At 46.5% G+C, this 20,369-nt stretch carries 14 protein-coding genes and 1 pseudogene; 3 read left to right on the top strand and 12 right to left on the bottom strand.

Annotated elements, in window-relative coordinates; all coding sequences use genetic code 11:
• The first annotated feature begins 562 nt into the window (after positions 1-562).
• Positions 563-1,399, top strand: a complete 837-nt coding sequence (locus B7X71_RS03810; protein ID WP_293600209.1) for a DUF3014 domain-containing protein — start codon at positions 563-565, stop codon at positions 1,397-1,399.
• A 147-nt stretch (positions 1,400-1,546) separates the two neighbouring features.
• Here the strand turns inward: B7X71_RS03810 and B7X71_RS03805 are convergent, their stop codons facing one another.
• The 8 genes from B7X71_RS03805 to def all read right to left on the bottom strand — a co-directional run bounded on the left by B7X71_RS03805 (position 1,547) and on the right by def (position 11,141).
• Complete coding sequence (locus tag B7X71_RS03805) at positions 1,547-3,745, bottom strand: OsmC domain/YcaO domain-containing protein (RefSeq protein ID WP_293596963.1); 2,199 nt, start codon at positions 3,743-3,745, stop codon at positions 1,547-1,549.
• Between the two features lie 109 nt (positions 3,746-3,854).
• Entirely contained in the window at positions 3,855-4,535 is a 681-nt protein-coding gene (locus B7X71_RS03800; protein WP_293596962.1) for a response regulator, read from the bottom strand.
• A gap of 2 nt (positions 4,536-4,537) precedes the next feature.
• Complete coding sequence (locus B7X71_RS03795; protein ID WP_293596961.1) at positions 4,538-6,847, bottom strand: ATP-binding protein; 2,310 nt, start codon at positions 6,845-6,847, stop codon at positions 4,538-4,540.
• Positions 6,844-7,425, bottom strand: a complete 582-nt coding sequence (locus B7X71_RS03790; RefSeq protein ID WP_293600208.1) for a DUF4390 domain-containing protein — start codon at positions 7,423-7,425, stop codon at positions 6,844-6,846. Before B7X71_RS03790 ends, B7X71_RS03795 begins: the two co-directional genes overlap by 4 nt.
• Positions 7,422-8,735: a 16S rRNA (cytosine(967)-C(5))-methyltransferase RsmB gene (gene rsmB / locus B7X71_RS03785; RefSeq protein ID WP_293600207.1), complete on the bottom strand. Its 1,314-nt coding sequence runs from the start codon at positions 8,733-8,735 to the stop codon at positions 7,422-7,424. The genes B7X71_RS03790 and rsmB overlap by 4 nt, the downstream gene beginning before the upstream one ends.
• A gap of 1 nt (position 8,736) precedes the next feature.
• The gene (gene htpX, locus B7X71_RS03780) at positions 8,737-9,603 is read right to left on the bottom strand and encodes a zinc metalloprotease HtpX (protein WP_293596958.1); all 867 of its coding nucleotides are present in this window, start codon (positions 9,601-9,603) and stop codon (positions 8,737-8,739) included.
• Positions 9,596-10,618, bottom strand: coding sequence for a methionyl-tRNA formyltransferase (fmt, locus tag B7X71_RS03775; RefSeq protein WP_293596957.1), 1,023 nt, complete (start codon positions 10,616-10,618; stop codon positions 9,596-9,598). Before fmt ends, htpX begins: the two co-directional genes overlap by 8 nt.
• Before the next feature lie 7 nt (positions 10,619-10,625).
• Positions 10,626-11,141 carry a peptide deformylase gene (def, locus tag B7X71_RS03770; protein WP_293596956.1) on the bottom strand — a complete coding sequence of 172 codons (516 nt, stop codon included), beginning with the start codon at positions 11,139-11,141 and terminating at the stop codon, positions 10,626-10,628.
• A 71-nt stretch (positions 11,142-11,212) separates the two neighbouring features.
• Between def and dprA the strand changes: the two genes are divergently transcribed.
• Positions 11,213-11,911, top strand: coding sequence for a DNA-processing protein DprA (dprA, locus tag B7X71_RS03765; protein ID WP_293596955.1), 699 nt, complete (start codon positions 11,213-11,215; stop codon positions 11,909-11,911).
• 197 nt (positions 11,912-12,108) lie between these two features.
• Positions 12,109-14,781, top strand: coding sequence for a DNA topoisomerase III (locus B7X71_RS03760; RefSeq protein WP_293596954.1), 2,673 nt, complete (start codon positions 12,109-12,111; stop codon positions 14,779-14,781).
• A 59-nt stretch (positions 14,782-14,840) separates the two neighbouring features.
• Here the strand turns inward: B7X71_RS03760 and B7X71_RS03755 are convergent.
• The 4 genes and pseudogenes from B7X71_RS03755 to yidC all read right to left on the bottom strand — a co-directional run.
• Positions 14,841-15,842: pseudogene (locus B7X71_RS03755) on the bottom strand (FAD-dependent oxidoreductase); the annotation flags it as partial.
• A gap of 45 nt (positions 15,843-15,887) precedes the next feature.
• Complete coding sequence (locus B7X71_RS03750; protein WP_293596953.1) at positions 15,888-17,735, bottom strand: phosphoenolpyruvate carboxykinase (GTP); 1,848 nt, start codon at positions 17,733-17,735, stop codon at positions 15,888-15,890.
• 89 nt (positions 17,736-17,824) lie between these two features.
• A complete protein-coding gene (gene mnmE / locus B7X71_RS03745; RefSeq protein ID WP_293596952.1) occupies positions 17,825-19,204 on the bottom strand; it encodes a tRNA uridine-5-carboxymethylaminomethyl(34) synthesis GTPase MnmE in 1,380 nt (459 codons plus the stop codon).
• Positions 19,205-19,245: 41 nt separating this feature from the next.
• A partial coding sequence (gene yidC, locus B7X71_RS03740) for a membrane protein insertase YidC (RefSeq protein WP_293600206.1) occupies positions 19,246-20,369 on the bottom strand: 1,124 nt, incomplete at its 5' end.

Here is a 20,369-nt window from a genome sequence, read left to right as displayed (position 1 = left end):
TTTGGCATTCGTGCTGAGGTCAATATTGGTCCTAAAGAACTTAGAGAGGCAAAAATAGCTGGGCCATATTGTGTGGTACTGCACTATAAAGATGGCACCAGCAAAAAGGCGCGATTTATGAAGTAACTTAGCCTGAATTTTTTATACTCAAGACCCACAGACAGCTTAGATCATTTCAAATCATCAGAACAGAGATCAATACATCGGCTTAAAAATTGAAGTTCCTTGTGGGCAAAGAGACCTCAAATATGCTGAATTTATCTGAGAATATGAATTACTAATCGCTTATTGTGACGCTAGCAAAATACTCCATTCAGCATAAATTAAGTCACTGGGTAACATTTCGAGGCCAATCTGACAGATGTTTGACTAAGGAAACGCTGCTGGGTTGTCACTATATCTCCTCGATAATCATGGCCAAAACCAACAATTTTCGATGTACCATACGATTAATAGCAAATCACTGGCTTAAGCTAACTAGTGAAATCTATCTTAGTTTGAAATGGTCTGAATGAACGTCGACAAATTTGGCTTAGATTAGCTACTCTATTGGGAGCGCAATATGAAAGCATACTCACCCAGTCCCGACATCATTGGTGTAGTTGTGGCTATAGTGATTGCAATAGGATTGTTCTTTTATAAGCACTATTACGGCAATTACTCTCCCTCTAAGATACAAACTCCTACAGCGATCAGCGGGAGCGAAAATCCCATTCTCAGCCTTACTGCGCCACCGATAGAGATAAAAGCACCGCCAGTAGAGCTACCCACACTAGGCAGCCCACCAAAAAATATCAATACAGCTTTATTAGAACTTTTTGGTGAAAAAACTCTACTGTCATTATTAAAAATAAATGATTTCATCAATCATTTTGTTGTAACGATTGATAATTTGGGCGGTCCGGTCTCGTCTGTAGAAATGTGGCCAGTTAAAAAAGTAGATGGTCAATTCCAAACCGAGGTGAGTGATGGTCAAGTAATTATTGCACCCGCTAACGCTCAACGCTACCAACCTTATGTTGATGCCATTAAAAAAATAGATCCTCCAAAAGCGGCAGCTATCTACTTTGCTTTTTACCCCAAGATTCAGGGGGCTTATGCAAGCATTGGCTATCCTGATAAACAATTTAACCAGCGTTTCATTCAAGTCCTGGACTTATTAATTAAAACTCCCGAGGCCTCTGAATTAATGCCAGTGGCAATGATGAAAGTAGAGGGGCCATATCAATTTATCCAACCGTGGACTCATTACCAATTTCAAAAAAGCATATATGAGCAACTAACAATTGGTCAAAAGATCATGCTAAGACTGGGGCCTCAAAATGAATCTGCAGTGAAAGCGAAATTAAAATATTTTCGGGAACTGATTAATCGCCCCATACCGGCGAGAGATGGCTAAATCAGGAACATGTTGTTGTAATGCAATATTAAGCAAAGTAGAATTCAAGTAATGCGGGACTTAAAAGCCCACAATTCTCTGCTCTACCGACTGAGCTACCAGGCCAAAAGATAGACGCCGTATTTATGCCCTGGTATACGCACAAAATTATTCAGCGTAGATTTTGGATCTAGCAAGATGTATTTTTCTATAACTATCAATTAGGCGGTGGTGCCTATCGAGACCCTCCAACTTCATGCTGGTTGGGCTCAAGCCATGGAAACGGATTCTTCCGTCCACTGAGCCGATGACTGCGTCCATTCTCTCATTGCCAAACATTCGGCGAAAGTTGACGATATAGTCATCAAGCTCCAAATCGTCATTTAGCAAAATCTCTAATACAGCATTTAAAGCTTGATAAAACAATTTGCGCTCAACAGTATTGTCGTTGTATTGGAGGAAGGCACCCACGAGCTCATGCGCTTCTTCAAATTGCTTTAAGGCAAGATGAATAAGTAGCTTTAACTCTAAAACTGTTAACTGACCCCACGGCGTATTTTCATCAAATTCGATACCGATCAATGTGGCAATATCGCCGTATTCATCTAGCTCATTATTTTCTAAACGCTCAAGCAGTCGGCCTAAGCTGGCGTCATCTAAGTTGGATAGATTCAAAATATCGGCACGGAACAATAGCGCCTTATTGGTGTTGTCCCAAATTAAATCTTCCACTGGATAAACCTCGGAGTAGCCGGGCACCAGGATTCTGCAAGCAATTGCCCCCAGCTGGTCATACACTGCAACGTAAGCTTCTTTGCCAATGGATTTAAGAATGCCGAATAAAGTAGCTGCCTCCTGCGCATTAGAGTCCTCACCTTTGCCAGAGAAATCCCATTCAACAAAACCGTAATCCGACTTTGCGCTGAAGAATCGCCAAGAAACAATCCCGCTCGAATCAATAAAGTGTTCAACAAAATTATTTGGCTCGGTGACCGCTTCACGTGCAAAAGTGGGTGGGGGTAAATCATTCAGCCCCTCCAGACTTCGACCCTGTAGCAACTCCGTCAAACTCCGCTCTAGCGCTAGCTCTAGACTTGGGTGTGCACCAAACGATGCAAATACTCCACCTGTTCGAGGATTCATCAAAGTAACGCACATGACAGGATAGACACCGCCCAACGATGCATCCTTAACCAATACCGGAAAGCCCTGCCCTTCAAGGCTCTCAATGCCGGCCAAAATACTGGGATATTTTGCAAGTACTGCTTGCGGGACATCTGGCAAAGCGATTTCACCTTCAAGAATCTCACGCTTAACTGCGCGCTCAAAAATCTCTGAAAGGCACTGCACCTGGGCTTCAGCCAGCGTGTTGCCGGCACTCATGCCATTGCTGACATACAAATTTTCAATGAGGTTAGATGGAAAATAAACAGTCTGACCATCGGACTGACGGATATACGGTAGAGAACAAATACCGCGCTCGCTATTTCCAGAATTGGTATCGATTAAATGTGAGCCGTGTAGCTCAGCATCAGAATTAAAAATATTGAGGCAATACTCATCAAGAATTTCTTTTGGTAGCGCATCTTTAGATCCGGGCTTAAACCAACGCTCATTTGGGTAATGCACAAAAGCGCTGTTGGCGACCTCTTCACCCCAGAATGCGCCAGCATAAAAATGATTATTACTAAGTCGCTCGATGTACTCACCCAAGGCTGAGGCTAGGGCGCTTTCCTTCGTAGAGCCTTTGCCATTCGTAAAACACATTGGCGAGTGCGCATCACGAATATGCAAAGACCATACATTCGGTATGAGATTGCGCCATGAGGCGATTTCGATCTTAATTCCCAGGTTTGCTAACACACCAGACATATTCTCAATGGTTTGCTCTAGCGGTAAATCCTTTCCTGGGATATAAGTACTTGCGTCGGAGGCCGAACTCAAAGCCAATAGACTCTGCGCATCAGCATCTAGGTTCTTGACCTCTTCAATGACAAATTCTGGGCCTGCTTGAACAACTTTTTTAACCGTACAACGCTCGATCGATCGCAAAATACCCTGACGATCGTTTGCAGAAATATCCTCTGGTAACTCAACCTGGATTTTAAATATCTGTTGGTAGCGGTTTTCTGGGTCGACAATATTGTTTTGCGAAAGACGAATGTTCTCAGTTGAAATATTGCGTGTATCGCAATACAGCTTTACAAAATAGGCTGCACATAAGGCTGATGAAGCCAGAAAGTAATCAAAAGGCCCAGGAGCCGAGCCATCGCCCTTGTATCGAATGGGCTGATCGGCGATCACCGTGAAGTCGTCAAACTTGGCCTCAAGACGCAACTTATCGAGAAAGTTAACCTTTATTTCCATGGAAATGATTCCGAAATGATATGAGCGCTATTATCCGTCGCAACAGCGATGCTGTGTGCCGCATCAACAAGCCCAAAGAATCATTGCCGGCAACTAATGGCGCATCTTCTTACTGTTCAGCCTTATTGCGTGAAGTATCGATTCCCAAAGCCTTTAGTTTGCGGTAGAGATGGGTTCGCTCTAGGCCCGTGTATTCAGAAATCTTAGTCATGCTACCGCCCATGATGATCATTTGATGCTCAAAGTAAGCTTTTTCGAATAAGTCCCTAGCCTCGCGCAGCGGTAAATCAAAATAGGTTTTTGCAATCCCGCTGATGTATTCACTATCCTGAACTTGCGGCGCCTGCTCGCTGATGATCGCTTTAGGACTTGGGGTTGATGAAGGCGTTGTGGATGCCTTTTCTTCAACGGGCTCAATGTACTTAGGTGAGCTCTCAAGCGCCTTGTTGACGGTCTTGAGTAATTTTTGAAGTGCGATAGGTTTTTCTAAGAAGTTGAGTGCCCCAATGCGCGTGGCTTCGACGGCCGTATCAATCGTGGCATGTCCTGACATCATGACTACTGGCATCGTCAGCTGCCCCGTCTTGGACCACTCTTTCAGCAGGGTAATGCCGTCAACGTCTGGCATCCAGATATCGAGCAAAACGAGATCGGGGCGCATTTGCTCACGGATAGTGCGCGCCTGCACAGCGCTCTCCGCTGCATAAACAGTGTGGCCTTCATCCGTCAGAATCTCATTGAGAAGCTCCCGAATTCCCATCTCATCATCGACCACCAAAATACTTGCCATTCTTATGCTGCCTCTTTTGCCAGATTCATAAACAAAATTGATATTTGCGCACCGATCACTTCATCTCCCTGCATGCGATTCCGAACTTCAATTTTGGCACCGTGATCATCCACGATTTTCTTCACTACTGCTAAGCCCAATCCAGTGCCCTTCCTCTTCGTCGTTACATAGGGCTCAAAGGCTCTTGCCAATATCTTAGCCGGAAACCCTGAACCACTATCACTTATTGTTAAACGTACCGCATATTGCGGCACACCATTCAATTCACCGTAGGGCACTAATTCGGTTTTCACTTCAACTGGCTCGGCTTGATGCGCTCCCTCAAGAGTAGCATCTTGTGCGTTTTGTAAAAGATTATGAATAATCTGTCTCAGTTGTGTAGGGTCGCCCATAATGCTTGGACAGCGTGGATCAAGCTGAGTCTTTAAAGGACTTCCCTCATACAAACCTAGAATCTCTTGCGTCAAAGTATTGATCGATACTGATTTCAATTGTGGGCTCGGCGTCTTAGCAAAATCCCTGAAATCATTCACCATTTCTTTCATCGCTTGCACCTGCCCAATAATGGTCTCAGTACTGCGATTCATCATCTCTTCCTGTTCCGGGCTCAATTTACCAGCCAACTTATGCTGCAATCTCTCTGCTGAGAGCTGAATCGGGGTTAGTGGATTCTTAATTTCATGGGCCAAGCGCCTAGCTACCTCACTCCAGGCAATGGAGCGCTGCGCACTTACGACGTCGGTGATGTCATCAAATACCACCATACGTAAATCTGCAGTCAACTCGGTTCCGCGGATGAACAAAGTCACGCCAGGTTCATTTTCAAACTCATTCGTGCTGTGAAGCTGAATTTGCTTTTGCCAAACTGGTGCCGACTTATGTGCGCCCACACCTTGCTGGTTCCCCTCCACACCAACTGCCAGCTTCATCGTAGCAAAACCTTCTTTTATGGCTTGGTCAAACTCAATTAGACCTGAGATATCACTTAATGGGCGCCCATCCATTTGCGTTAAGTCTTGCGCAAAGATTCGATCGGCGCCAGCATTGCTAGAAACCACATTGAAATTCTTATCAAAAATACAAACACCAGCAGTAAGGTTACCTAAAACCGTCTCTAAAAAAGACTTCGATTCCTGTAAGGAAGTTCTTGTATCAGCCAGTTGGCGTGTCATCACATTAAACTGACGCGTCAACATCCCCAGCTCATCGCCCGTGTCTAGCTCTGGTCTGGGCGATAAATCACCTTGGGCAACTGCTTGCGTTCCTTGTAATAGCATGAGCAAAGGCCTGGCCAGCTGGCGACCCAAAACTAAAGCCAATGTCACGGCCACAAATAAAGCAAAGAACAAGGTTAATGTCAGCGTGCCCACAAACATTTTTCTTAGGCCTGTTCGACCCAATGACTTCCCTTGATAATCGCTATAGGCAGACTCAACTGCAACGATATTTTTCGCCAATGGGCCGGGAATGAAGCGCACTAACTGCAAAAAATATTTATCGTCTACTTCTTTGCCGGCACCTAACTTACCTGGGATCTGCTTCTTGCGCACAATCGGCACAATCGCTCTTACCCTATAGCCGTTCTGCCCCCCATCCATTTCAGTTTGCTCTACAGCCGTAATGCCTTTCTTTTTAAAGGCCTCGGCAATCACGTCAGCACTTGGTGCGGGCAAATATTTTTTAGGCTTTGACTCACTGGTCAAAATCAAATTACGTTGAATACTAAAAAGACTCACTTCTTGAATGCCAAATTGATTGCGGATCTTCATTACCATCGCGCCAACTTGCTCAGAACTGGTGCCCGATGGTACCTGCACTATTTGCTCGGCAATATAGCTACCCTCTGCCAGAATCTCTTCTTGCGCAATACGAAGAGTAACGCGCCCCAACTCGAGACCAGCATCTAGTGCAGACTCTACTTGGACATCAAACCAAGTTTCGATACTCCGAGAAACGAACTGCAGGGAGACGCCATACAAAATTAATCCCGGAACGACACCCACTAAAGCAAAAATCATGGCCAACTTCGCCACTAAGCGCGTACCAAATCGACCCTTGCGCCAACGAATGGCAATCACAATCACTAAAGTGAGAATCACCAAAGTCAGACAAATACCAATGATGACATTAGCTGCATAGAGCCAAATAAAGTAGTTATCAAAAAATTCGGTGTTTGATGTGGCAATCGATAAGAGTACAAGCAATAGCAGTGCAAAGGCGCCAATCACCGCCATTGCTATAGGTAGCGCACGTCTTTTCCAGGCGTCTTTCTCAAACGCGTTTGAGCCAATGAAGTCTAAAGATATCTTCATCGTTTAATTAGGTTGGGGCCATTTGGCGAAAATGGAAAGCGCACCCAGTCACTCGTCACATTCCAGTCACGATTGTTAAGGGCATTTACCTGGAAAGGTTTAGGTAACTTGCTCAAATCCAAGCTCATTCTTAATGCAGCAGTGTAAGACTTGCTAGGGTCAATTTGACCACTGTCAATTACCCGCCAACCTCCAATACCACCCACTGCTTGCAAAGCCTCAAAGATCGTTCTTGCAGAAAAAGTAAAGCCTTCAGATGCAATACGATATTGCTGAGTCATTGGTTGGTAGGATAAGCGCGTTAACCGTTGAGCAAGCGCGGGCTTCTCATCAAACCAATACCAACGCGAACGAGTTACATCAAACTCCGTCTGAAAATATAAAACAACACCTTTTTGCACTGCATCTTCTAAGCCTGGTGTTAATTCAATCTTAAACGTGGCATTTAATAGCCAGTCGTTATCCACCCGCTCAAGCTCAGCAGATTTCAGTTTGATTCCCTCTGCAATTGCAGCGGCTGAAAATAGACTCAGCGCCATCAAGCTACAAAGAATGAATTGTTTAATGCTTTGGCTCATGGCCCATTTTCCTTAAACAAAGCATAGTAAAAACCATCATTTAGCTCCGCAGGCAAAATTTGTCCGGGGGCGCTTAATCGTAACGCATCAAGATGCTCTGTCGCAAACCACCTCACCTGCCCTTCGCCTTCTTCAGGAAATACCGAGCAAGTCACATACAAGAGCGTACCGCCAACCTTTAACATCTTCCAGACTTGCTCCAAAATGGCGCGCTGTCGTGCTTGCAGCGCTTTAATGTCTGCTTCACGACGCAAGAAAGGTATGTCTGGATGTCTCGCAACAATGCCCGATGCTGAGCAAGGCGCATCCAAAAGAATTTTATCGAACGCCTTTCCATCCCACCAGACTGACTTTGAGGCATCGCCGCGTACAACTCGCACTGCATCAGACCGAAGTCGCAAACGATCCAGGTTGCCGCCAATTTTTCCAAGACGTTCGCCATCGAGCTCCAAAGCAATCATCTCGCATTGCGCCAACTCTAGTAGATGGGCTGTTTTTCCTCCGGGAGCAGCGCAAGCGTCTAATATCCGCTCACCCGGTTTTGGATCAAGCAACACAGCTGCAATTTGTGCACCTGCATCCTGAACTGAAACTGAACCACTATAAAAACCAGGCAAATCAGAGACGGGTACTGGCTCACGCAACAACAAAGCCGAATCCAATGGAATTCCGGCAACGCTGGTGATGGGCTCTGCCGTAATACCAACTTCATGCAATAGGTCTTGGTACTCCTGGCGCGTGTGTTGTTTAGCGTTTACTCGCAATATCAACGGCGCACGTTGCGCTTGCCGAATGAGCATGGCCTGCCAAGACTTGGAATAATTACGCTTCAGGCTAGCCCTCCACCAGGGCGGGAAAAACATAGGAATAGGGTCTGGTGGATAAGGCTTTTCATTCTCTGCCTGAACCGCAAGGCTCACCTTCCGAAGAACGGCATTCACCAACCCTTTGGCATACATTGTGGGCTCGTATTCGCTACAGGCTTTTACTGCTTGATCGACAATCGTATGTGCTGCGTAGCCCTTACCCTCAACTCCATTCTGAAAAAACAAGGCGATTGAAACACTGAGCAAATACTCTACTTCTTGAGGTGGCGCTTTTGGAATGAACTGTTTAATAAACTCATGTGATCTTACCCACTTACGTAGAGCGTCAAATGTGAGACTTTGCACGATGGGGCGCTCATGGGCTTCTAGCTGATCCAAAACCTCTGTAAGCGACCGGCCCACCATTACCTCGCCAATTGCTTGCGCTGAAATAGTAATCGCCTCCGATAGCGGGAGAGTGCGTGGTGTTTTTTGGTCGATCAAATTACTCCGCTCCGGGGTAAACCCCGTTTTTAGCCATGCTGATTAAACGAGCTACTCGCTCCTCCATTGGGGGATGAGTAGAAAAAAGTTGCGAAAGTCCGCCAGCAGCCAAAGGGTTAATAATCATCATCTGCGCCGTTTCAGGATGTCGCTCAATCGCTTGAAATGGAATGCCTTGGGCGTAAGCATGAATTTTTTGCAGGGCCTGCGCTAAGGCCTCTGGATCAGCACTCATTTCTGCGCCGCCTCGATCCGCCTCATATTCACGAGCACGGGAAATACTCATCTGAATTAGGCTGGCCGCAAGCGGAGCCAAAATCATGACCAGCAATGAAGCCAGTGGATTTCCTTGTCGACCCTCTGAATTACGACCGCCAGCAAACATAGCAAGGTTGGCTAATGCAGAAATTGCACCCGCCATCGTTGCAGCCAAAGTAGAAATTAAGATATCTCGGTGTTTAACGTGTGCAAGCTCATGTGCCATTACGCCACGTAATTCACGGCTTGAAAGAACCCTCAAGATGCCAGTGGTTGCTGCAACAGAAGCATGCTCAGGATTTCGACCCGTTGCAAATGCATTGGGAGCATCTTCATCAATCACGAAGACTTTTGGCATAGGGAGTCCAGCTTTCTCGGCTAACTCTTTCACCAAGCCATACAACTGTGGAGCAGAGCGCTCATCTACCTGCTGCGCGTTAGTCATCTTCAGCACCATCGTATCTGAGAACCAGTAGCTAAAGAAGTTCATTCCAATCGCTATCAATAGCGCCATGAGCATTCCTTGCTCGCCACCTAGCATACCGCCGACCACGACAAAAAGTGCGGTGATTGCCGCCATCAAAATAGCGGTCTTCGCCAAATTAAACATTCGCACCACCTAGCTGATTCGTGAACTTTTCAAATGTCATTTCAGGGTTTACATTGGCGCCGTTAGGAATACATAGATTGGCAGAAATTCTTTTTCCGCCAGGCTTTTGCATTTCTAAAATTTCAATGACGCCCTCTCCGCATTGAACATACGCCCCATCTCCACTAAAACCCACAACCCGTCCAGGAATTGCATCTTGATGTATTGGCGCCTTGTCAGACAAGCGAGAGCTCCAAAACTTCAGTTGCTCACCGCAAAGACTACTTGTGGATCCAGGAAATGGATTGAAGGCTCGAATACGTCGATCAATTTCAGCAGCACTTAGCTGCCAATCAATTTCTGCCTCACTCTTTAATATTTTTTCTGCGTACGTAACGCCTTCGGTAGATTGCGGAGTTCTTGTGACAACAAGGCCTTGATCCAAGTCGTTCAAAATTTTTACCATCAGCTCAGCGCCCATGATTGCAAGACGATCATGGAGTGATGCGCTGGTTTCGTCAGATGCTATTTTCAAATCACCCACTAAAACAGTATCACCTGTATCTAGGCCTGCATCCATTTGCATGATGCTCACACCCGTAAGATCATCACCGCACTCAATAGCGCGCTGTATCGGCGCTGCACCGCGCCACCTAGGTAGCAGAGAGGCGTGAATATTAAAGCAGCCGTGTCTGTCATTGTGAGAAGCAAGATCAAGAATGTCTTGAGGAAGAATTAATCCGTAGGCAACAACAACCATTGCATCAAAATCAATGCCAGATAAATATCGATACATCTCTTGCGCCGCGGCTCGCTTCTGCAAGTCGGCATGATTTAGTTTGAGGGACTCTGGTTGCAACACTGGAATATTTTTTTCTTGCGCAAATATTTTTACAGGGCTCGCCTGAAGATGCATGCCACGACCCGCCCGACGATCTGGCTGCGTAAGTGCCAAAACGATTTGATGGCCAGACTTTTCTATTGCGCGCATTGCCTGCGCAGCAAACTCTGGGGTACCAGCAAAAACAATTTTCATTCGGCGCTTAGTGCTCGCCTACTAATTCTTTTGCGCGCTTTTTCATTTTGAGAGAAATACGATTGCGCTTCAACATCGAGAGGTACTCAACAAATACTTTGCCCTGCAAGTGATCCATCTCGTGTTGCAAGCAGACCGATAACAGGCCATCTGCCTCTACTTCAAATTCTTTTCCATTGATGTCGAGCGCCTTTACCCGCACTACAGCAGGGCGATCAACTTCATCGTAATACTCAGGCACAGAAAGGCAGCCCTCACGCCATGATTTTTTTTCTGGACTTGACCAAACCAATTCAGGGTTAATAAATACCATTAACTCGTCTTGATTGTCCGAAACATCAATCACAACAATTCGCTCATGAATATCTACCTGCGTTGCAGCTAAACCAACACCAGGAGCGTCGTACATCGTCTCGGCCATATCGGCCACAATTTTTTTGATGCGTGCATCTACCTGCGCTACGGGTTTGGCAACCTTGTGTAGGCGTGGATCTGGGTAACAAAGGACAGTTAATAAAGCCATATAGGAATTATCCAACAGAGTAATCAGGCTGTCCTGATAGTTCTCTCTAGCCCCATGCTGAAAATTGCCTTATGCACACCCCAAAAAATCCAGACATCGTCCAAATTCATCAAAACACCACTAGCTACCCAGCTCGGCTACTGGATTTATCTGACCCACCCAATTCACTCTATATATATGGGGATATTCACTTGCTGGATTTGCCCATGATTGCCATTGTTGGGTCACGCGCCGCCAGCCTGGAGGGGCTCAAAAATGCCCATTTTTTTGCACAAGCCCTATCTGATGAGGGCTATCTGATTGTTTCCGGGCTAGCCCGGGGGGTTGATGGGGCAGCCCACCGCGGCGCACTTGGGCCGAATTGCAGCCACCCAACCCTAGCAGTGTGTGGAACAGGGCTGGATATCGTGTATCCACGAGAACACCTTGGATTAGCAAGGACCATTGCTCAGTGTGGCCTCTTAATATCCGAGCTAGCGCCAGGATTGGGGCCAAAAGCCTGGCACTTCCCGCGCAGGAACCGCATTATTGCTGCCCTATCCCTTGGAATCCTTGTAGTTGAGGCGGCTGAGCGCTCTGGCTCGCTTATTACAGCAAGACTAGGCTGTGAGCTCGGCCGAGAGATTTTTGCTATTCCAGGCTCGATAAATAACCCTCTCTCGAAGGGCTGCCATCAGTTACTTCAGCAGGGCGCCAAACTAGTCCAATCCCCGCAAGACATCCTTGAGGAGCTGCCAAAATGCTCAAAAACCCCATTTAAAGGCATTTAAAGCGACTTTTTAAGAATATCTAGGGCCTTTAATAGGGTCTTACTAAATCCAGAAAAAGAGGCTTTTGGACTTTTGTCAATTTATCGGTTAATAATAAAAAAGGGGTGCGGGGGTAGTCTGACCAGGATCTGGTTTAAATTAGTCACCCGTTTTACCCATTAAAAACATCATTTCAAGCTCAAATTTAGGCAAAACGCGTGGCAACTAAAGCAACTACCAAAAAAAGCAGCCCAAAGACTTCAACCGTTGATCACCCAAAGGCGCTGATCATTGCGGAGAAACCTTCCGTTGCGAATGACATTGCCAAAGCTTTAGGTGGCTTCACTAAATATGAGGATTATTTCGAGAGCGATGACTTCGTTATCTCTTCTGCAGTTGGTCATTTATTAGAGATCGCTGCCCCCGAAGAATTTGATGTCAAACGCGGCAAATGGTCCTTTGCAAATCTACCTGTTGTGCCACCCTACTTTGATTTACGGCCGATTGCCAAAACAGAATCGCGACTTAAGGTATTGCAAAAGCTCATTAAGCGTAAAGATATTAACGAACTCATTAATGCATGTGACGCGGGGCGCGAAGGTGAATTAATTTTCCGCTTGATTGCACAGCATGCAAAAGCGCCACAAACTATTAAGCGCCTTTGGTTGCAATCAATGACGCCGGCAGCAATTCGCGATGGCTTTGCTTCTCTTCGCAGCGATAGCGACATGCAGCCTCTAGCGGATGCAGCACGCTGCCGCTCTGAAGCAGACTGGATGGTCGGCATTAACGGCACTCGTGCCATGACAGCATTTAATAGCAAAAGTGGTGGATTCTTTCTGACGACAGTTGGTCGAGTGCAAACGCCAACGCTTTCAATTGTTGTAGAGCGTGAAGAGCTGATTCGTAAGTTTATTTCCAAAGACTATTGGGAGGTTAAGGCAGAATTTATTGCGGCAGCTGGCGTGTATGAAGGCCGCTGGTTTGATCCTAAATTCAAGAAGAATGCTGCAGCCCCAGATACACGCGAGAATCGCCTATGGAGTGAAGCTGCCGCACAAAGTATTGTGGCAGCGTGTCGCGATAAAAAAGCGAGCGTCAAGGAAGAGGCTAAGCCAGCAACTCAACTAGCCCCTCAGTTATTTGACTTAACTAGCTTGCAACGCGAAGCCAACGCGCGCTTTGGTTTCTCCGCTAAAAATACTCTGGGCTTAGCTCAAGCTCTTTACGAGCGCCATAAAGTGCTGACCTATCCACGTACAGATGCCAAGGCCTTGCCCGAGGATTATCTTGATACCGTAAAACAGACCATGGAAAACCTGGCTGAAAACGCACAAGAATATCGTCCATTTGCTAAACAAATTTTGCAAGGCGACCCTAAGGATTCGAAAGCAGGATATGGCTGGATCAAACCGAATAAACGTATTTTTGATAACTCAAAAATATCAGATCACTTTGCGATCATCCCTACCTTAGAGTCTCCAAAGAGCCTCAGTGAACCAGAGCAAAAGTTGTATGACTTAGTTGTACGTCGCTTCTTGGCGGTCTTTTATCCCGCAGCCGAGTTCCGTGTCACCACTCGCATCACCGAGGCGTCAGGACATCACTTTAAAACGGAGGGGCGTGTTCTGGTCTCACCAGGCTGGCTAACGGTGTATGGCAGATCCAATCAAGCAGATGATGAGCTGGTAGCAGTGCAAGAAGGTGAAACTGTGCAAACCGAATCTATCGCAGCTATCCCATTAAAAACTAAACCACCAGCTCGCTATACTGAAGCAACCTTGTTGTCGGCCATGGAGAGCGCCGGTAAATGGGTAGATGACGATGAAATGCGTGAAGCCATGGCCGAAAAAGGTCTGGGCACGCCTGCAACCCGTGCCGCCATTATTGAAGGCCTGCTGGCTGAGAAATATATGGTTCGCGAAGCGCGCGAACTTATTCCCACCGCTAAAGCCTTCCAATTGATGACGCTCCTGCGTGGCTTGGATGTCGAAGAATTAACTAGGCCCGATCTCACGGGTAGTTGGGAAAATAAACTCTCTCTGATTGAACGTGGCGAGATGAATCGCGACACCTTCATGCAAGAAATTGCACAGATGACGCAACGCATCGTCAAACGCGCAAAAGAGTATGACAGCGATACAATCCCTGGCGACTATGCAACCATGTCTACACCGTGCCCACACTGCAAAAGCGCCGTTAAAGAAAACTATCGTCGCTTTGCATGTGAGAAGTGTGGATTTACGATCAGTAAAACTCCGGGTGGGCGTGCATTTGAGTATCCAGAAGTAGAAGAGTTGCTTCGTGAAAAAACCATTGGGCCACTCCAAGGATTCCGCAGCAAAATGGGAAGACCATTTGCTGCAATTATTAAATTAAGCGAAATTCCTGAAGATGATGCCGACTATCCAAATGCGGGCTTCAAGCTTGAATTTGATTTTGGCAATTCTCAGGAAGATGAGTCTGAGCCCGTTGACTTTACTGGGCGCCAGGCCCTGGGTGTCTGCCCAAAATGTTCTGGTGCAGTTTATGAAGATGGCATGCGCTATGTATGCGAAAACAATACCGGCCCAAATAAGTCATGCGACTTCAAAACCGGTAAGGTAGTTTTGCAACAAGAAATTTCTGTGGAGCAGGTTCAGAAGTTGCTCACAGAGGGCAAAACAGATTTACTGACGAATTTCAAATCCAACCGAACAGGTCGTGGCTTTAAGGCTTATCTTGCTTTGGGCGCCGATGGCAAAATTGGTTTTGAGTTTGAAGCCAAAGCACCCAAAGCGGGTGCTGCTGCCAAAGCCCCGGCAAAGAAACGTGCTGGTGCCAGTGCAGCCACCAAATCTGCAGCAAAGCCTAAGCGCGCCAGTAAAGCAAAATCGTCTTCGAGCACTTGAGCAGTAATGAGTTTGGCGGCTAAGGCTGACCAAAGTACGCCTCTTGACCCCAGGGCTGCCGCCAAAAATATCCCTGGGCGTTGAGTCAGTGCGCCAATGATTGGCAGGCGATCGCCGGCAACACAACGCACCCCCACAAAGCTTCCCACTTTCTGTAAATGGCTTACATCGCCATCTGCATAATTCAGCAAGCCCTTTGCCTGCTCACGATTAAAGTCATCACTTGAATCCCAATCCTGAAGATCGGATTCTCCCTCGTCAAAACTGGAGCCCACTATCCACTGATTATTCCCATCGGGTAATTTCTTGGCCGGCAAACAATAGCCATCGCCCGATATTGCAGTACGCGGAAGTTTTGAAGCCCATTGATTTTTCGCATCAATTGAAAAGATACTCAACTGTCCACGCACAGGCCTCAAGGGAAGCCGGACACCCATACTTGCTGCCAAGTTTTTAGTTTCTAAGGCTGCCGCAATAATGACCTTGCCAGCAGTCATGATGAGTTCATCATGGGCATTGAATAAACCCCAATTTGCATCAACTTTTTCTAGTCGAGCGACAGAAGTATTCCAGCAGCAAGTCAGTCTTGGGTGGGGGGCCAACGCATCTTGTGTTGCTTTAAACAAATTTAATGATGCCCCCCGTGGAAGCCAAATGCCGTCTTGAGAAATTCCACAAACCTGCATTGCATCATCCGCATAAAGGGCTTTTGCCAGACCTTCATCAAGATCGAGTGACTGCAGGTAGCTTGCAACATCACCCCGATTAAAGGCCTTGTCTTTTTTGTTTGGCTGAAAGATGCCATGCTGATTCCAGACCTTGCCCCAGCGAGCATCGGCCATCAAAAATGCAATGCGGGTTAAGCGTAATAAACGGGGGGCACCACGACCAACATGTGGATGTGCAATAGCGTAAGCATGACTAGAGCACGCTGATGCAGGGTGGGGTGCTGAGTCGACAATGCAAACTACTTGACCGCGCTCGAGCAGCTCGCTGGCAATGCTTGATCCTGCAATGCCTGCCCCAATCACCACGATGTCATGGTGTTGGGGTGAGGTCATTAAATAAAGATGTTTTTGAAAAGACTTCTTAAATTTCTAGGGGGCCTAGGCGTTTAAGCGCTTCTCAATTTTGCTACGAGCTTCGATTAACTCTTTAGGCAAACGCTCGCCCAAATGCTCAAACAATTCTGAATGAAGCTTAAGCTCGCTCTTCCAATCATCAACAGCAACAGTAATGGCTTTTTCAAACTTGTCTGCTGGGTAATCGAGACCATTCCAATGCATATCAGCATGCTCTGGGCAAATACCAAATACAGTTTCCTTACCTTTAGCTGTGCCTTCGGCGCGGCCCAAGATCCAAGAAAGTACGCGCATGTTTTCACCGAAACCAGGCCATACAAACTTACCGTTCTCATCTTTACGGAACCAATTCACACAATAGATCTTTGGCAAAACAGCACCTTCAGCAGCAAGCTTGCTACCGATATTCAACCAGTGCTGGAAGTAGTCGCTCATGTTGTAGCCAGCAAATGCAATCATTGCAAACGGATCACGACGAACAACGCCCACCTGGCCAGTAATCGCAGCAGTAGTTTCAGAGCCCATTGTTGCGGCCATGTAAACACCCTCGACCCAATCGCGCGCCTCACTTACCAATGGCACCGTGTTTGAACGACGACCACCAAACAAGAATGCATCAATCGCTACACCCTCAGGATTATCCCAATTAGGGTCGACTGCAGGGTTGTTAGTAGCCGCTACAGTGAAGCGTGAATTTGGATGAGCGGCTTTACGACCAGCAGCGCCATCAGCAGGAGTCCAGTCCTTGCCTTGCCAATCAATTAAATGAGCTGGAGGCGCATCAGTTAAACCTTCCCACCAAACATCACCATCATCAGTTAAACCAACGTTAGTAAAGATCACATCTTGGTTTAATGAATCGAGACAGTTTGGATTGGTTTGGCGGTTTGTTCCTGGAGCAACGCCAAAGTAACCAGATTCTGGGTTAATTGCAAACAAACGTGTTTTACCTGTAACAGGGTCTTTGCGCGGCTTGATCCATGCAATGTCATCACCAACTGTAGTTACCTTCCACCCCTCAAATCCCTTTGGAGGAATCATCATAGAGAAATTGGTTTTTCCGCAAGCAGATGGGAACGCAGCAGCGATATGGTATTTCTTGCCTTCAGGTGAAGTCACGCCCAAGATCAACATGTGCTCAGCTAACCAACCTTGATCGCGACCCATATTGGATGCAATTCGTAATGCAAAACATTTTTTACCTAATAAGGCGTTACCACCATAACCGGATCCGAAAGACCAAATCTCGCGTGTTTCAGGATAGTGAACGATGTATTTGTTTTTGTTGTTAGGCCATGCAATGTCTTTTTCGCCTGCAGCCAAAGGCTTACCAACGGTGTGAATACAAGGAACAAATTCACCAGTAGCGCCAAGCTGATCAATCACCGCTTTACCCATGCGGGTCATCAAACGCATGTTGATAGCAACGTATGGGCTGTCAGAAAGCTCAACGCCAATGTGTGCAATTGGAGAGCCGATTGGGCCCATTGAAAATGGCACTACGTACATTGTTCTACCGCGCATGCAACCATCAAATAGTGGCTGGAGGGTGGCACGCATTTCGCTTGGCTCTACCCAATTATTTGTTGGGCCCGCATCTTCTTTTTTTGCTGAGCAAATAAAAGTGCGGTCTTCAACACGCGCTACGTCATCGGGATCAGATAATGCCAAGAAAGCGTTTTTGCGCTTAGCGGCATTGAGGCGCTTAAATACCCCTGCATTTACCAGCAACTCACAAAATTCATCGTATTCGGCCTGGGAACCATCACACCAGTGAATCTTATCTGGCTTGGTAAGGGCAGCTACTTCAGCGACCCATTGAATCAGTTTTTGATTTTTTACGTACTCAGGTGCATTGGTGTTGATAGTCATGAGAGTCCTATGAAATGTAATATTTTTGATCGCACTATTTTAACATTTTGGGCATATTTTTAGGCATACACCCACCAAGAGCAAACCCTTTACTTGCCAATGCAAAATTGGCTAAAGATTTTGCCCAAAAGATCGTCTGGGAGTAGCTTTCCAGTAATTTGTCCAAGTTGATCTTGTGCCAAACGGAGCTCTTCTGCGAATAACTCCAGTGATATGTTGCCATCTGATGCGAATTCTTGAGATTTATCAAGGTGCGTAGCCGCCCTATCTAGACAATCTAAATGCCGTCTACGAGCAACGATGGCGCCCTCCTGAGTGCCACCCCAGCCGACCGACTCTAAGATTTTCTGTTTTAAGGCCTCTATGCCTTCACCCGTCTTAGCCGAAATGAGCAAAGAGTGGCTTTCACTTTGATTAGCTGTAAGCTTGCCCAACAAATCCGATTTATTGCCCACCTCTAAAACTGGGCATTTTGGTGGAATTGCCTTCAATATTTGGGTTTTTAGCCCCAAAGCTTCGTCCCCATCAATTGTTTCTTTGGCGCTTGGATCTTGCAGAAAAATGACTAAGTCTGCTGCCCGAATGGCATCCCACGATCTTTCAATTCCCTTTGCCTCAACCAGATCACTGGTTTCACGTAAACCGGCGGTATCAATAATGTGCATCGGAACACCGTTGATGGTGATGCTCTCCTTAACGCGATCTCTCGTAGTTCCTGCGATAGGTGTAACGATGGCAACTTCCTCGCCAGCCAAACGATTGAGGAGGGAACTTTTCCCCACATTAGGAGCGCCAGCCAAAACCAACTGAATACCATCGCGCAAAATTTTTCCCTGTTTCGCGCCCTCTCTTAATGCTTTTAACTTTTGCATCACCGTTTTGAGACGCTCACGTGCCTTGGCATTCTCTAAAAATTCAATCTCCTCTTCAGGGAAATCCAGCGTGGACTCTACCAAAATGCGTAGTTGGGTGATTTCTTCAATTAGGCTGTTGATATCGTTTGAGAAAGCGCCTTGCAATGAGCGCGCCGCTCCACGAACCGCCGCCTCACTTTGCGCATCAATTAAATCTGCAATTGCTTCTGCTTGAGCTAAATCGATTTTGTTGTTGAGATAGGCTCGTAAAGAAAATTCGCCTGGTTCGGCAATAACCAAACCCTGATCTTTTCCCAGCTCGAGACAACGCTTCATGACCAACTCTAAAAGCTGGGGACCGCCATGGCATTGCAGCTCTAGAACATCTTCGCCAGTAAAGGAGGCTGGGGCAGCAAAGTAAATGGCAATGAGTTGGTCGATCGACTGGCCCTGCGCATCTTGAAGTGTGAGCAGGTTTGCGTGGCGCGGTGCAAGAGTTTTATGAAATAAAGCTTCGGCCATCGACAAAAGCTGTGGTCCGCTAATGCGAATAACGCCAACCCCTGCCTTACCCGGCGCGGTGGCAACCGCAATGATGGGCAACTTTCTTGTCATCATCACGGGTACCCCTTATTTATCTTTGGGCGGCTAAAAATTTATTTAGCCGGCTTCTTTCCAAACATTTGATTGATTTGCCATTGCTGTGCAATCGATAGCAAGTTGTTCACAACCCAATACAAAACCAAGCCCGCAGGGAAGAAGAAGAACATGACAGAAAACACTAGAGGCATATACATCATGATCTTCGCCTGAACTGGATCTGGCGGAGTTGGGTTGAGTTTGGTTTGCACAAACATTGAGGCGGCCATAATGATTGGCAAAATGTAATATGGGTCCGGAACTGATAAGTCATGAATCCAGCCAATCCATGGGGCGTTGCGCATCTCCACTGAGGAGAGTAGAACCCAGTACAACGAGATAAACACGGGGATCTGAATCACTACAGGCAGGCAACCACCCAGGGGATTAATTTTTTCCTTGCGGTACATCTCCATCATGGCTTGATTCAGTTTTTGTGGCTCACCCTTGTATTGCTCCTTCATTGCAAGCAGACGTGGCTGAACCTCTTTCATGCGCGCCATTGACTTGTAGCTAGCAGCAGATAACGGGAAGAACACCAATTTAATAAAAATAGTCAAAAGGATGATTGACCAACCCCAGTTACCAACATAAGCATGGATATTTTCAAGCAGCCAAAAAATAGGTTTGGCAAGAATGGTGAGATATCCATAGTCTTTTAATAAAGCAAACCCAGGGGCAATTGTTTCTAAAACACTTTCTTCTTGCGGGCCCACAAACAGTTTTGCTTTTTCAACAACCGTGGTGCCGGGTGCAACCACTCCCAACGGCGTTTGTATGCCAATACGGTAAAGATTGTTATCAATTTTTCCGGCATAGATATCACGCGCCGCTTTATCACCAGGGATCCAGGCGCTGGCAAAGTAATGTTGAACCATAGCAATCCACGCAGGATCACCAGGAGGTACTAGGGCAGGAATAGTGATTTTATTTTTATCAATTGCTGTGAATTCGAGCTTGTTGAATTTTTCTTTTTCGGTATACGCTGCTGGTCCAGTAAAAGTGCTTGCTGAGAATGCACCATCAAAAGGTCCAATTTTTTGCTCTTGTGAAGCATCACGCACGATCTCTGTATACAGAACTAGTGGTGCTGCATTTGTATTTCCTTGGGTAACGCGGTGGCCAACATCAACAACATAAC

It is taken from the genome of Polynucleobacter sp. 39-46-10, assembly GCF_002282275.1.
This window is presented reverse-complemented; position numbering and strand designations above follow the sequence as displayed.

What these genes read in the sequence shown, in the direction of transcription:
- B7X71_RS03810 (WP_293600209.1), top strand. Translation starts at nt 563, where the DNA reads ATGAAAGCATACTCACCCAGTCCCGACATCATTGGTGTAGTTGTGGCT.
- B7X71_RS03805 (WP_293596963.1), bottom strand. Translation starts at nt 3,745, where the DNA reads ATGGAAATAAAGGTTAACTTTCTCGATAAGTTGCGTCTTGAGGCCAAG.
- B7X71_RS03800 (WP_293596962.1), bottom strand. Translation starts at nt 4,535, where the DNA reads ATGGCAAGTATTTTGGTGGTCGATGATGAGATGGGAATTCGGGAGCTT.
- B7X71_RS03795 (WP_293596961.1), bottom strand. Translation starts at nt 6,847, where the DNA reads ATGAAGATATCTTTAGACTTCATTGGCTCAAACGCGTTTGAGAAAGAC.
- B7X71_RS03790 (WP_293600208.1), bottom strand. Translation starts at nt 7,425, where the DNA reads ATGAGCCAAAGCATTAAACAATTCATTCTTTGTAGCTTGATGGCGCTG.
- htpX (WP_293596958.1), bottom strand. Translation starts at nt 9,603, where the DNA reads ATGTTTAATTTGGCGAAGACCGCTATTTTGATGGCGGCAATCACCGCA.
- fmt (WP_293596957.1), bottom strand. Translation starts at nt 10,618, where the DNA reads ATGAAAATTGTTTTTGCTGGTACCCCAGAGTTTGCTGCGCAGGCAATG.
- def (WP_293596956.1), bottom strand. Translation starts at nt 11,141, where the DNA reads ATGGCTTTATTAACTGTCCTTTGTTACCCAGATCCACGCCTACACAAG.
- dprA (WP_293596955.1), top strand. Translation starts at nt 11,213, where the DNA reads ATGCACACCCCAAAAAATCCAGACATCGTCCAAATTCATCAAAACACC.
- B7X71_RS03750 (WP_293596953.1), bottom strand. Translation starts at nt 17,735, where the DNA reads ATGACTATCAACACCAATGCACCTGAGTACGTAAAAAATCAAAAACTG.
- mnmE (WP_293596952.1), bottom strand. Translation starts at nt 19,204, where the DNA reads ATGACAAGAAAGTTGCCCATCATTGCGGTTGCCACCGCGCCGGGTAAG.